Genomic DNA, 14,112 nt, shown 5'->3' on the forward strand with positions numbered 1-14,112 from the left:
CACGTTTTTTCTATATTTGACCCATAATAACACTCATGGCTGTACTTAAATTCAGGGCATATTTCGAAGAAGATGATAGTATTTACCGGGACATCGTGATTAAACATACACAGTCGTTCCGGGAACTGCACCAGATGATCCTCAAATCATACGAGTTTGACTCAAAACATGCCGCTACATTTTACAGGAGCAACGACAACTGGCAACGCGGCCGCGAAATATCGCTGGAAAAATATGATAAGGAATACAAGGCCGATCCGCTCCTCATGGATGATACCACCATTGGCTCCGAGATCCGTGACCCGAACCAGAAATTCATCTATGTATACGATTTCGCGAAAAACTGGACCTTTCTCGTTGAACTGATCAATGTGTCGAAGGAAGAAAATCCCAGGCTTGAATACCCCTCCATCACCCGTACAGAAGGGATTCCCCCCAGCCAGTACGGTACGAAGAGCCTGCTTGGCGATAAATTCGTGGACGTGGAAGAAAAATATGACCTCGGGAAAGAAAGAGACGGGTTTGGAGAAGAAGGTGAAGACAATGGTGATACTGATAACGAGGAAGACGGCGGTCACGAGGAAGGAGAAGAACAAGAGTTTTAATTTTGAATGATGAATTTTGGATTGTTGTTCAAATTCTGTTGTTGTATTTGTGGCTTTGGTTGCTAACGATCCCTCAATACTAATCCATCATTCAAATCCATCATTCAAAATTGTCCAAAACCGCCATCATAATTGCCGGCCCCACCGCATCGGGCAAAACGGCGCTGGCAATTTCCGTTGCCAAAGCGCTGGGAACGGAAATCCTCTCCGCGGATTCAAGACAGTGTTACAAAGAAATGAACATCGGCGTGGCGCGGCCTTCAGCGGATGAACTGGCTGCCGTACCCCATCATTTCATCGCATCCCATAGTATAACGGATGAACTGAATGCCGCCGCTTATGAACGCATAGCCCTTGATACTGCTGAAAAAGTTTTTTCAAAGGCCGATCATCTTGTGGTAACCGGAGGAACCGGCCTGTACCTCAAAGCGTTTACGGACGGGCTGGATGATATTCCACCCATCCCAGAACAGGTTCAGCACGAAGTACGCAGTCTTTTTGTAGAAGAAGGACTACCCGTTTTAATTGAAAAGCTGCGCGAAGAAGATCCCGACTATTTTTCTTCTGGGGAAATTCAGAACCCGCACCGTGTAATGCGTGCCCTGGAAGTAGTGCGTGCCACGGGCAGGTCCATCCGTTCTTTTCAGCGTTCCCAACCGCGAGAACGGCACTTTTCGATCCGTAAATTCGCCATTGATCTTCCGAGGGAAATACTGTACGACCGCATCAACCAACGCGTAGATGCTATGATGCAAGCAGGGTTGGAAGAAGAAGTCAGACAACTGTTTCCTTTCAAACACCTGAACGCATTGCAAACGGTAGGCTACCGCGAGTTGTTCGCGTATTTCGAAGGTGAGTACACGCTTGCAAAGGCTGTGGAAATGATCAAACAGAACACCCGCCACTACGCGAAACGGCAACTGACCTGGTTCCGGCGCGACGCATCCATACAATGGCTCACCCCCGCCAATTTCGCGGCGTTGCCCGAATTAATAAAAGGATAATATTCCCTTAACGCAGGGCTTCGCAACTTGCTGAAAATTTTATTGTTGGATACACCACCATTTACACTGAAAGCCCGCGACTTCGGCCCTGATTTCAAATGGGGCGTAGCTGTGGCCGCCGCTCAAAACGAAGGCGCCTGGAACCAGGATGGCAGAGGACCCTCCATCTGGGATGTTTTTTCACGGAGGCAGGGTAAGGTAAAAAACGGGCACAGACCCACCATCGCCTGCGATTTTTACCACCGTTACAAAGACGATCTGATGCTGGTGAAAGCACTGGGATTTAAGGTGTTCCGTTTCTCCATATCCTGGTCACGGGTGCTGCCCGAAGGGACCGGGAAGGTCAACAAAGAAGGACTGCAATTCTACCATAACCTGATCGATGAGTGTCTGGCGCTCGGTATTGAACCCTGGATCACCTTGTACCATTGGGACCTGCCCCAGGCTTTGGAAAAACAAGGGGGCTGGACGAGCCACCTCATCAACCGCTGGTTCAACCGTTTCGCCACACTCTGCGCGGAAGAATTTGGCGACAGGGTGAAACACTGGATCGTGCTCAACGAACCCATGGGCTTTACCTCGCTTGGTTATATGCTCGGGAAACACGCACCGGGCAGAACGGGACTCTCCAATTTCCTGCCCGCCGTGCACCACGCCGCACTCGCCCAGGCCGATGGGGGAAGGATACTGCGTGACTCCGTTAAAAAAGCGCATATAGGTACGAGTTTTTCCTGCTCCGAAGTGCTGCCTTACACGGATTCAACTTTGGATATCCAGGCCGCCAACCGGATGGATATCCTCCTCAACCGGTTATTCATTGAGCCTGCTTTAGGTAAAGGTTTCCCGGATGAAGGCATGCAGTTGCTCGAAAAACTCCGTCTGCACAATACCACCTGGAAATATACCAACCGTTATGCCTTCGATTTCGACTTCATTGGCCTGCAACATTATTTCCCGGTGGTGATCCGCCACAATTCATTTATACCCATCATTCAGGCATCGGAGGTAAAACCGGTTACGAGGAAAGTGCCACATACCGCGATGAAATGGGAAGTGAACCCTAACGCGTTTTACCATATCCTGAAAAAGTTCTGGAAATACGGCGCGGTAAAAGAAATCATTGTTACCGAAAACGGTGCGGCGTACCACGATCAACTAAAAGATGGCGTGGTGAATGATGTGGAGCGCATCAGTTACTTCCAGCAATACATTCAGGCGATGATGCGTGCAAAGAAAGAAGGCGTTAATGTGAAGGGATACCTCGCGTGGAGTTTAATGGACAATTTTGAATGGGCGGAAGGCTATCAGGCACGCTTTGGATTGGTGCATGTGGATTTTAAAACACAACTCAGAACCATCAAAAATTCGGGGTATTGGTTCAGAAGCTTTCTCGGTGGCCATTCCGGATAAGTGGAACCTCTTAAACTGGTGTAATGATTACAGTTATTATATGGAAAAAACAAGCCAAAAGCTTTTGTATTCAACTCATTGTGGCGAAATTTACCCTATAAGAAATCCAAGCATCTTTAGAAAAGCCAAAAGGTCTGATTTTCTGTAAAAAACTTTTTTAAATCCAATTCCGTTGAAGAGATCATTACCCGTACTCTGAGCATCTAAGCATCTAAAGGGTTTGTCCCCGTTTTTCGTAAGCGGGGATATTTTTTGAAAGCATAAAAAAAGCAACCGCCCAAACGGTTGCTTTTTCTTTATGGTAATTTGTTGTTTAGAGTTTCACCCCAAAGGTCAGGGCCACATTGCCGTAGTTCCCTTTGATGTCGGCGAATGTATTTTGTTTATCACCGAGGCGATAAGGGAAATTCACATCTTTAGAAACATTGTGGACGTAAGTCAGGTCTATAAAAATACCGTTGTCTCGATAGCCCAGTCCTCCGCTCAGCAGCATGCGGTTGCTTTTCAACGCTTCATCTTCATAAGGGTTACCATAGTAGGCAAATCCGGCGCGTGCCATAATGGTGTGGAACTTCAGTTCTCCGCCCATACGGAAGTTGAAAACGCCCTTATAGTAGTCCTTTATAACATTGTTCAGGTCTGTATAGAATTGATCGTTCCCGGTATTGATGGAAGACCCGTCCCTGAAACGCGAACCGTTATACGTAACATATTCCACGTCTGCCGTAATGAATCCTTTCTGCCTGCGGGTATCTTCCGTTTCCCTGATCACATAAGAGGCGCTGGCGATGAATTTCCAGGGAGTGGTGACATCATATTGTATTTCCGGGGAACTATTGCCATAGATCGTTCTGCTGTCGGCGCTATCGAGGCTGGGGACATTGATGTTCATCTGGGTGGGGTAATTTTCGATATCCCGTACCATTTTTCCATAGAAAGTTTCATCCATGCCGTAAATGGTGGGGGTGTGTATGGCCGCGCCCAGGCGGAGGTATTCTTCGGGTTTGAACATCACACCCAGTTTGGCATTCAGTCCAACGCCCTTGGAAGAATATTCTTCATAATAGCTGGCGTAATTAAAATTGTTATTGGTATTACCGGTTTCATCGGCTTCTCTGAAATAGGTGGTCCTGCTGTAATTCATGATGGGAATCCCTACGCTTCCCCCGATCATGAACTTATCGTTGCGGTTCCCTGCGAAGCCGATGGCTATTTCCGTAACGCCACCTTTGGTGGTGACGTCTTTTTGCTGGCTCAAAAGTACGCCGGTATTGTTGATGAGTGCGTCGCGCCAGGGTAGTCCCACCACCTGGAGGTTACCATTGATGGTGGCGGTGTCTATAAGGTAGTTGTAGAGCGCGAGATTGGTCCCCAGAGAGAGCCGGTCGTTTGTCTCGTCGATCGGGAGGCCTGAATTCGCGAATTCTTCGGCGTATTGTTCGGAGAAAGAACTGAAATCGTTCTGCCCCCGGTAGCTGAATTTATTGTTGAAGTCAGCGGTCCTGTTCACGGCTATGGAAAAGGCTTTGCTGGTCCATTTGCTGTAACGGTCTCCATATCCGAAAACGAATCCCGAGGTACCGAAACTGAAATTGTTTTTATTGGCCGATTGGTCGGTGCCCCTGAAATTTCCCTTGTTGCTGAGAAACTGGAAGCCGGGGCTCAATACGAGTTCACTGGTTTTATACTGACCAAGTCCTGCCGGGTTCACGAAAGTAGCATGGATATCGCCCCCGAGGGAACCCATGGCGCCGCCGATGGCCATAATACGTGCACTGGCTTTGGGGTTGGTGCCGGAATACCTGAGTACATCTTCCGGTGTTTGGGCAAAACCATTCAACGTCAGCAATCCTGCTGCTGATAAGAGGAGTGTATATTTCATTTCAATGGGATGTCTGTTGCTGAAAATAGTGCTTTCAAAGAGAGCCGGTGGTATGCCGGCTCCTTGTATGGTCTAAAAAATCATTCCCTTGTTAGTTTCCACCTCTTCCCGGACGGGCTACGCCACCACCGCCACCTGTAGATCCGCCACTGCTGCGGCTGGATCCGGAAGACGATGACCCGGTATTGGTCGGGTTATAAGTTCTTGTGGGTGTATAACTGTTGTTATTGGCCGGAGGGGTGTACGTATTGTTATTATTCTGCCTGTATTGTGTGTTGTTCGAGTTGTTGTAACCCCTGTTAGCGTTGGTATTGCCATTCCTAAACCCGTCGTTTACCTTGTATTTGTTGTTGTTTGACGGTGAGGTAGGACTGGTATTGCTATTAGTATAGCCATTTTTATAGCTGTAAGGGTTAAACGGCTGCGGCCTTACATTGTTCTTCGGCAGTGTTACGGTTCCACCCGATCCCGGTTTGCCCGGATAGATTGGATAATAGGGCATCACCAGCACCGGCGGCATATAAGGATTATAGAAATTATTCCAGTACCAGTAATTGTTCCAACCGGTATTGTAGCCTATCCCGAAATTATTTCCATAAAAATAGGGATTGTTGATGCCGTAAATGCTGTTGTAGTAGTAAGGATCCAATGCCGACCACCTGTTCCTGTTCCGCACCATCATGCGCAGGTAACGGTCATCCGGGTCTTCGTAATTATTGTATTGGTTATTCTGGCGGTTTTCCATCACCACATAGGCATCGCCCTCCCTGCCGGGAGAATAATACACATCGTCGGGCGTTTGACCGGCCTTGTACGCAGTGGAACAGGCCGATAAACTGATCGCCGTAATTGCGCCGAGAAGGAAATATTTTGAAATCATATAGCAGGGTTTAATGTTTTAAAATTGAAGTTCCTACTTTTGCGTGCTGAAATTTTGGATACTCCGGTTTTTCAGACACGTATAAAATTAAGTTTTTTTATCGGTGAAACGGCCAAATGTGCCTGTGAAACCGCTGTTAAAGTTGCCTAAACAACAATATTATGAGCAAAGAGATCACTTCGCGCGCGCAGGATTATTCCCAATGGTACAACGACCTTATCATCAAAGGAAGCCTGGCTGATTATTCAGCCGTAAGGGGATGTATGGTGATCAAACCGTATGGCTTTGCCCTGTGGGAGAACATGCGCGATGTGCTCGATAAAATGTTCAAGGATACCGGACACCAGAATGCCTATTTCCCTCTGTTTGTGCCGAAGAGCTTGTTTGAAGCGGAAGAAGCGAATGCCGAAGGCTTCGCGAAGGAATGCGCCGTGGTGACCCATTACCGCCTGAAGGCGAATCCTGATAAGAAAGGCGCCCTGATGGTGGATCCCGAAGCGAAACTGGAAGAAGAACTGGTGGTGCGCCCCACAAGTGAGGCCATCATCTGGAACACTTATAAGGGATGGATACAATCCTACCGTGACCTTCCTATCCTTGTAAACCAGTGGGCCAACGTGGTGCGCTGGGAAATGCGTACCCGTCTTTTCCTGAGAACGGCGGAATTCCTCTGGCAGGAAGGGCATACGGCCCACGCCACCAAAGCGGAAGCCGTTGCCGAAACCGTGCAGATGCTGGAGGTGTATGCCGATTTTGTGGAGAACTGGATGGCGTTGCCCGTGATCAAAGGGGTGAAAACCGCGAATGAACGGTTCGCCGGTGCGGAAGATACGTATTGCATCGAAGCGCTGATGCAGGATGGAAAGGCGCTCCAGGCGGGAACCTCTCATTTCCTGGGACAGAATTTCGCCAAGGCTTTTGATGTGAAGTTCTCGGATAAAGAGAATAAACTCGATTATGTATGGGCCACCTCCTGGGGTGTATCCACCCGTTTGATCGGGGCCTTGGTAATGGCACACAGCGATGACGAAGGGCTGGTACTTCCTCCCCGCATAGCACCCGTTCAGGTGGTGATCGTACCCATCTACAAAGGCGCCGATCAGAAACTGGTGATCGATGAAAAAGTAGGCGAACTGGTGCAACAACTGAAGGCCGCGGGCGTTCGTGTGAAATACGATGACAACGACAATGCACGTCCAGGCTGGAAGTTTGCCGAATACGAAATGAAAGGCGTGCCCATCCGTCTCGCCCTCGGTGCCCGCGATATTGAAAACAATACAGTTGAAGTAGCCCGCAGGGATACGAAAGAAAAGAGAACCTATCCCATCGAAGGACTCGCGGGCGTGCTTACCGCACTGCTCGATGAAATCCAGGCCAATATGTTTCAAAAGGCGCTCCAATTCCGCGATGAACACATTACGGAGGTGAATTCCTGGGATGAATTCGTGGCCACGCTCGATGGCAAAGGCGGGTTCGTTTCCGCTTTCTGGGACGGCACGTCCGAAACAGAGGAGAAGATAAAAGAGGCCACCAAAGCCACGATACGCTGTATCCCGCTGAACAATACGCAGCAGGATGGTGTTTGCGTTTTCAGTGGAAATCCCGCGAAAGAAAGGGTGTTGTTCGCAAGAGCATACTAAGAGAATTCTGAATTTTGGATGTTGAAAATCCATCATCCAAAATTCAAAATCAAATATTATCTTGTCCATAAATAACCCTATTTATGGAGCAACAACAAAATCTTTTCGATCTCCAGATCGATGCATTTACCACCAATTATTTGTCTGAATCGGCCAAATGGGCCAAGTTCCTGGCTGTGATCGGCTTTATCGTTTGCGGCATCATGGTGCTGGTGGCCCTTTTCGCAGGGTCAATTATGGCCGCGATGTTCTCATCCACCGGAATGGATATGCCGGGTGCAGGCGCGGCGGCTGGTGTGGCGGGAATAGGTTTTACTATTACCATGCTGGTAATTGTATTGCTGTACTTCTTTCCGTGTTTGTATCTTTTCCGTTTCGCTTCTAAAATGCAGACCGCTATCCGTACCAACGACCAGCAGCAGTTGGTGGCGGCCTTTGCTAACCTGAAGTCGTGGTTCAAGTTCCTCGGGATACTGACCATCATCTTCATTTCGCTTTACGCGTTGATGTTCATCATCCAGGTCGCGGCTTTTTCAGCCCTGTCTTAATTGTTGGTGTAGAAATTATAATCTTTCAGCAGCGTCCGGAGGAAATCTTCGGGCGCTTCTTCTGTTTTTATACCCAGTTTCTGGCAAACCCGCTCAGCTACCGAGGCATTAAGGGTAAAATCAGGTTTCTTCTTACCCGCCTGAACGATATTCTTCAACGTATTGATGTCCTTATCCGACAACTGCATCACAGCGGGGTATTTCGGCACATAATGTTCTTCCACTGTTTCAAATAAAGTGTCCTGCCAGGATAGATCATTGCGGGTATCAATCACCAGCGTACCGGCTACCAGGTCGCCCAGTCGTTGGGAAGAGGGGGTAAGTACAATGGAAAGCAGCGCCGGGATACCCCAGGGCATCATGTCGATCAGGCGGAACATCCAGCGCAGCATATACTGGCTCATGGTCGGGGCGCCACCTTCGGCCGTAATCACTCTGATCTTCAGTAATTTTTTTCCTACCGATTGCCCGTTCAGCAATGCCTCACAAAGCAGGTGGTACAACAGGTAGGGGAGTGTTAAAAGCGCCTCCATCCATCCCCATAAACGGAAACGGTACAAACTGAAGGCTTCCCCAAAGATCAGGTTCACGATATAAAAATAAGAGAGCAGGATCACGAAGTCCACGATCCATGCCAGCAATCGCTTGTGGAAAGGCGCCAGCCTGAAGGCCACTTCAATATTAAAACCAGTATCCAGGAGAACCACCGACATATTTTCAAAGTTGGCGTGAAGATTGGAAATTTATCTGTTATATTTATTCCCGTTAAACCAGGTTATTTCTTCGTGAATGTAAACATTTACCTGTGAGAGAAGGATTTTTCGTCAGGAAAAATATCGACAAGTGGAAAAAATACCAGCATGAACCTTCCGATGACCCCGATGAAACGGCACACCGGTTCACCGATCTCGTCAACGATCTTGGTTATGCGCGCACTTTTTATCCTGCGAGTAATGTTACCCGTTACCTCAACGGACTCGCCTCGCAAACTTATCTCTCCATCTTCAGCAACAAAAAAGAAAAAAAATCACGGCTCCTGGATTTCTGGCGCAAGGAACTGCCCCTCGTGGTAAGGAAACACCACCGGCAACTGTTGTACGCGTTCCTTGTATTTGTGTCATGCGCTATTCTCGCCGCTTTCTCCGCCGCGCAGGACGATAGTTTCGTAAGAGGAGTGCTGGGCAACGAGTATGTTGAAATGACGGAAGACAATATCTCGCGCGGCGATCCCTTCGGCGTCTATAAAAGCCAGGACCAGCTCACCATGTTCATCCGCATCGCGCTCAACAATATCCAGGTGTCTTTCCTGGCTTTTGTAATGGGCTTCTTTTTTTCCATCGGTACCATCTGGATATTGTTTATCAATGGGGTCATGCTCGGGGCGTTCCAGTATTATTTTTTCTCCAAAGGGCTCGGCTGGGATTCCGTGCTGGTCATCTGGATACATGGCACACTGGAAATTTTATCCATCATACTTTCAGGTGGCGCGGGACTTGTTTTGGGCAACAGCATCCTTTTTCCCGGCACGAAAACAAGGGGACAATCACTGAAAGCCGGTGCGAAAGACGGTGTAAAACTGATGATCGGGTTAGTGCCCGTTTTTATCTGCGCCGCATTCCTCGAAGGATTTATCACCCGCCACACCAGCATGCCCGTTTGGTTGAGCATCGCCATCCTGGCGGGGTCGCTCTGGTTCATGGTATGGTACTTTGTTTGGTATCCCGTCCGATTGGCGCGTAATGTTGAATCTTCAAACCCGGCCCATGCGTAAAATAGTGTTGCTGGGACTTTTGTTGATGGGAGGTCTGGTACGGGCGCAGGAAAAATCCCTCAAAACCTATCTCGATGAATCGGGAGAGACGGATTCCGTAGAGGTGTTATCCGTTGAAGATTGGGAAGAAGAAACCGATAGTATAGAACAAACCGATAGTATTGTAATCCCGCCGAAAGACCCGCCATCGTTAAGAACCATTGCTGAAGCGGAACTGAATGCGAAAAAAAAGGATCCCACCTTCATATATGCGAACGATTCCACTTACTGGGAAAAGAAAAAACCAAAAAGAAAAGAACAGAAAAGCTTCTGGGATTTTCTCGACACAAAAGAATTCATGTGGATCATTTATGGCCTGATGGGAATCATATTCCTGACCTTGCTGTATTTCTTTATCGTCAAACAAAAACTGAGCTTTTTCAGCCCCGGTTCCCGCAGGAAAAAGGTCGAAGGAGAACAAGTGTTTTCACCCGGATCGGCACCCGATTATGCCCTGCTCTGGAAAGAAGCCGAGGCAAACCGTGATTGGCGCATGGCGCTGCGGTACAGGTTCCTGCAATTGCTCCTTGATCTTGACCAGAAGGAATTGATCCGTTTTTCCCCGGATGCCCCCAACAGTTTATACACCCGCCAGCTGGCCGGAAATATACCTGCTGAAAAAGGGGAAGAACCCGTGCGGTTGTTCAGGCAACTGGTGAAAGTATATGAATATTCCTGGTATGGCAATCTGCCGCTCGAAGAGCGCAGGTACCAGCGCTCCGTAGAGCAAATCAGATCATTTTCTAAAAACGGTGCGCTGTGAAACTGAAACATTTCTTCTCAATCATATTGCTGTTGATGGTCGCGGCCTTCCTGCATTCCTGCGGGAAAAACCAGTCCATGAACAAAAGAATCACCCTCTGGCGGAACGACCGCATCCGTTACGGTACCTATGTGGCGCATGAATGGATGAAACAGTTGTTCCCCGACGCGCAGGTCAGCAATGTAACAAAGGCCCCCGGCGTTTATGCTGATTTTACCGAAGAACCGGAGTCCTGGACGAATATGGGCGCGGACCCTTTTAAAAAACTCCGGGTCATCATCAGTCCCAAGGTATTACCCGATTCCAGGGAATGGAACCGGATGCTCGCACAACTGGGAGAAGGCGCGGAAATTTTTATCTCAACCACAAGAATCACCCGTGAAATGGCTGATTCCATGGCGATAGAACTGCGTTATTCTACCATTAACTTTGAAGAAACCGAAGACTCACTCGTTGCCTCCGTATACGATCCCGTAACATGGGAAGAGCATACCTACGCGTACCCGGGCTTCGACAGAAGTATGTATATTTCTTCTTATGACTCCCTCTACACGACCATTCTGGGTACCAACGCCTTCGGACAACCGAATTTTGTACGGTTTGATTACAAAGGTGGCGGGAGTCTTTACCTGCATACCGCTCCGCTGGCTTTCTCCAACTTCTTCCTGCTCCACAAAAACAACCATGAATACTTCGAAAAAACATTTTCCTGGATCGGGAAAAGTAAAACGGTGGTGGAGTGGGACGATTATTTCAGGAACAGGAAAGAAGATGGTAACCAGTTCTCCCGTTTGCAGGTGATATTGAAGGAACCTGCTTTGCGCTCCGCATTTTGGGTGGTATTGCTCATTTTCGGGTTGATCTATCTTTTTGAAACGAAAAGAAAACAGTCGGCATTACCTGCTGTCCCAAAAATAAAAAACAGTGCCCGCGACTTTGTGGAAACCGTTTCAGCCTTGTATTACCAACGGCGGGACAATAAGAACCTGGGAGAAAAAATGATTCACCAGTTCGCGGAGCACCTGCAACGGAAATATTTTCTCCGCTTCGCCCCGGGTGATAAAAATTTTCTGATTGCCCTTGCGGGGAAAACCGGCATGGGACAAACTTACCTGGAGGGGATGTGCTACAAAATGCAGATGTTGAAAGATTACCCGGAAGTAAGTGATGAACTGCTCCTGGAAGTAGCCGCGGACTTAAATAATTTTTATAAAAAAGAACAACATGGATAACGGAATGCAGGAAGATGTATTTGAACAACGGAGCAGTCTGGAAGAACTGAGCCGTTCGGCAGAACAACTGCGCCTGGAAATGAGTAAGGTGATCGTGGGGCAGGAAGATATGATGGAGTTGCTGCTGGCCGCGATGCTCTCAGGAGGTCATGTATTGCTGGAAGGAGTACCCGGTGTGGCGAAAACGCTGACCGCGAAAATGCTGAGCAGGGCCATACAGGCGCCTTTCAGCAGGATACAATTCACGCCTGACCTGATGCCGAGCGACGTGATCGGTACCTCTGTGTTCCACCCGGGACAAGCCATTTTCCAGTTCCGGAAAGGTCCCATTTTTACCAGCATCCTGCTGATCGATGAGATCAACCGCGCCCCGGCCAAAACACAGTCGGCGCTGTTTGAAGTGATGGAAGAAAGGCAGGTGACCGCCGATGGACAAACCTACCGCCTGGACGAGCCTTTCATGGTGGTGGCCACCCAGAACCCCATCGAGCAGGAAGGAACCTACCGGTTGCCCGAAGCGCAACTCGACCGCTTTCTCTTTAAAATACTGGTACCGCTTCCCTCACCCGACGAAGAGAAAGAAATTCTCATGCGGCACCACCGCATGCTGGGAAAACTGGAACCCGAACTGGTGACCCAACTGAATGGCGCGTTGTTGCAACAACTGCGGGAACAGGTGAAGCAACTGTACATGGAAGAAAAACTGTTCGATTTTATCACGGCGCTGGTTACCGCAACGCGTAACCACAACGGTATATATCTCGGCGCTTCGCCCCGTGCTTCCATTGGAATTATGAATGCATCGAAGGCGATCGCCGCGTTGAATGGCCGTGATTTCGTTACGCCCGATGATATCCTCCGCGTGGCCGCGCCGGTGCTTCGTCACCGCATTGCGCTTACGCCCGAAAAAGAGATGGAAGGCGTAACCCCGGATGATATGATCACCACGATTCTTTCATCCATAGAAATTCCACGCTAACCGATGCGGTTCTATAAAAAGTTCATCCGCCCGCTTTACCTTTCCCGGCGCACCTATTTTGTGCTGGGATTCCTTGCGCTGATCATGGTGGCGGCCTTTGGGATGCCCTTTTTGTTGGTCCCGGCGCAGTTGTGTGTTGGTTTCCTGGGTATCCTCACGCTGCTCGATTACCTCTTGTTGTTCGTTAAATCCACCCCCGTTTCGGTAAAACGGGTGCTGCCGGAACGTTTCAGTAATGGCGATCCAAATCCTGTGAGCTGGGCACTCTTCAACCATACCACATTTCCGATACATACCCGGCTGCTGGATGAAATGCCTGTTCAACTGGCACAGCTCCGTAAATGGACCACTAAAGTATTGCAGCCCGGAAAAGAAGTATTGGTGGAAGAAGAAGTGCGGCCCGTGGAAAGAGGAATATATGTTTTCGATCGCATTATTCTTTTGCTGAAATCACCACTGGGATTGGTGGTGAGAAGGGTGGAAGCGGGTGCGCCCGAAGAAGTGAAAGTGTACCCTTCCTACCTGGAGATCAGGAAGTACAGTCTGCTGGCATTTTCGGACGCACGCTCCGAAACGGGCAACCGTGCCATTCGAAGGATCGGCCACAGTATGGAGTTTGAACAGATCAAAGAATATGTACTGGGCGACGATGTGCGGGCCGTGAACTGGAAAGCCACCGCGCGCCGCGGGCAACTGATGGTGAACCATTATACCGATGAACGTGCCCAACAGGTGTATTGCGTGATCGACAAGAGCCGGGTGATGAAGATGAGCTTCGCCGGACTCACGCTGCTGGATTATGCCATCAACGCTTCACTCATGTTGTTGCGTGTGGCCCTGCTGAAACAGGACAAAGCAGGACTACTGAGTTTTTCGGATAAGATAGACACGCTTTTACCTGCTGAACGAAGAGGCGGACAAATGGGGCTGGTGCTGGAAACGCTCTATAAAGAAAAGACCGGCTTCCGCGAAGCGGATTACGAGCGTTTATACGCTACCGTTAAACGGAATATTCCGCAGAGAAGTCTGCTGGTGCTGTTCACGAATTTCGAATCCCGTGCTTCGCTGGAAAGGCAGCTTCCTTATCTTCAAAGTATGGCATCCCGGCATCTTTTGCTGGTCGTGTTCTTCGAAAACCCTGAGTTGGAAGGCATGGCTTCGTTGGAAGATGGTTCCGTGGAAACCTTATACAAACAAACCATCGCCAGACAGTTCATCCAGGAAAAAAGATGGATGGTACGGGAGCTCCAGCGCAAAGGAATTCTATCCGTGCTGTGCGCACCGGAAGCCGTAACCATTCAAACCGTGAACAAATACCTCGAACTGAAAGGCCGTATGCTCATCTGAGGAAATCATTTA

General features: G+C 48.9%; 13 protein-coding genes. 10 read left to right on the top strand and 3 right to left on the bottom strand.

Features of this window, described 5'->3' with window-relative positions; translation table 11 throughout:
- Positions 1-35 precede the first annotated feature (35 nt).
- The 3 genes from M4J38_RS00745 to M4J38_RS00755 all read left to right on the top strand — a co-directional run bounded on the left by M4J38_RS00745 (position 36) and on the right by M4J38_RS00755 (position 3,019).
- On the top strand, positions 36-605 hold the full coding sequence (locus M4J38_RS00745; RefSeq protein ID WP_251757614.1) for a plasmid pRiA4b ORF-3 family protein: 570 nt from the start codon (positions 36-38) through the stop codon (positions 603-605).
- Between the two features lie 95 nt (positions 606-700).
- Positions 701-1,609, top strand: coding sequence for a tRNA (adenosine(37)-N6)-dimethylallyltransferase MiaA (gene miaA, locus M4J38_RS00750; RefSeq protein WP_308217822.1), 909 nt, complete (start codon positions 701-703; stop codon positions 1,607-1,609).
- A gap of 45 nt (positions 1,610-1,654) precedes the next feature.
- On the top strand, positions 1,655-3,019 hold the full coding sequence (locus M4J38_RS00755) for a GH1 family beta-glucosidase (protein ID WP_251757616.1): 1,365 nt from the start codon (positions 1,655-1,657) through the stop codon (positions 3,017-3,019).
- 313 nt (positions 3,020-3,332) lie between these two features.
- On the opposite strand, the gene M4J38_RS00760 is transcribed toward M4J38_RS00755, so the two are convergent.
- Positions 3,333-4,901, bottom strand: coding sequence for an OmpP1/FadL family transporter (locus tag M4J38_RS00760; protein WP_251757617.1), 1,569 nt, complete (start codon positions 4,899-4,901; stop codon positions 3,333-3,335).
- 91 nt (positions 4,902-4,992) lie between these two features.
- A complete protein-coding gene (locus tag M4J38_RS00765) occupies positions 4,993-5,781 on the bottom strand; it encodes a hypothetical protein (RefSeq protein ID WP_251757618.1) in 789 nt (262 codons plus the stop codon).
- A 161-nt stretch (positions 5,782-5,942) separates the two neighbouring features.
- Here M4J38_RS00765 and proS point away from each other — a divergent pair, with 161 nt between their 5' ends.
- Both proS and M4J38_RS00775 read left to right on the top strand, forming a co-directional pair.
- Positions 5,943-7,421 carry a proline--tRNA ligase gene (proS, locus tag M4J38_RS00770; protein ID WP_251757619.1) on the top strand — a complete coding sequence of 493 codons (1,479 nt, stop codon included), beginning with the start codon at positions 5,943-5,945 and terminating at the stop codon, positions 7,419-7,421.
- An 83-nt stretch (positions 7,422-7,504) separates the two neighbouring features.
- Positions 7,505-7,969 (top strand): DUF5362 family protein, encoded by a 465-nt coding sequence (locus tag M4J38_RS00775; protein ID WP_251757620.1) that lies wholly within the window; start codon positions 7,505-7,507, stop codon positions 7,967-7,969.
- On the opposite strand, the gene M4J38_RS00780 is transcribed toward M4J38_RS00775, so the two are convergent.
- Positions 7,966-8,682: an RDD family protein gene (locus tag M4J38_RS00780; protein ID WP_251757621.1), complete on the bottom strand. Its 717-nt coding sequence runs from the start codon at positions 8,680-8,682 to the stop codon at positions 7,966-7,968. The two genes, M4J38_RS00775 and M4J38_RS00780, sit on opposite strands and share 4 nt — an antisense overlap.
- A 92-nt stretch (positions 8,683-8,774) precedes the next feature.
- Here M4J38_RS00780 and M4J38_RS00785 point away from each other — a divergent pair, with 92 nt between their 5' ends.
- The 5 genes from M4J38_RS00785 to M4J38_RS00805 are packed head-to-tail and all read left to right on the top strand — an operon-like array spanning position 8,775 to position 14,100.
- On the top strand, positions 8,775-9,740 hold the full coding sequence (locus M4J38_RS00785; protein ID WP_251757622.1) for a stage II sporulation protein M: 966 nt from the start codon (positions 8,775-8,777) through the stop codon (positions 9,738-9,740).
- Complete coding sequence (locus M4J38_RS00790; protein WP_251757623.1) at positions 9,733-10,542, top strand: DUF4129 domain-containing protein; 810 nt, start codon at positions 9,733-9,735, stop codon at positions 10,540-10,542. The genes M4J38_RS00785 and M4J38_RS00790 overlap by 8 nt, the downstream gene beginning before the upstream one ends.
- A complete protein-coding gene (locus M4J38_RS00795; RefSeq protein WP_251757624.1) occupies positions 10,539-11,774 on the top strand; it encodes a hypothetical protein in 1,236 nt (411 codons plus the stop codon). The genes M4J38_RS00790 and M4J38_RS00795 overlap by 4 nt, the downstream gene beginning before the upstream one ends.
- Positions 11,767-12,753: a MoxR family ATPase gene (locus M4J38_RS00800; RefSeq protein ID WP_251757625.1), complete on the top strand. Its 987-nt coding sequence runs from the start codon at positions 11,767-11,769 to the stop codon at positions 12,751-12,753. Before M4J38_RS00795 ends, M4J38_RS00800 begins: the two co-directional genes overlap by 8 nt.
- 3 nt (positions 12,754-12,756) lie before the next feature.
- Positions 12,757-14,100 (top strand): DUF58 domain-containing protein, encoded by a 1,344-nt coding sequence (locus M4J38_RS00805; RefSeq protein ID WP_251757626.1) that lies wholly within the window; start codon positions 12,757-12,759, stop codon positions 14,098-14,100.
- Positions 14,101-14,112: the final 12 nt, after the last annotated feature.

The organism is Parasegetibacter sp. NRK P23 (assembly GCF_023721715.1).
In the GTDB taxonomy this organism is placed as follows: Bacteria; Bacteroidota; Bacteroidia; order Chitinophagales; family Chitinophagaceae; genus Parasegetibacter.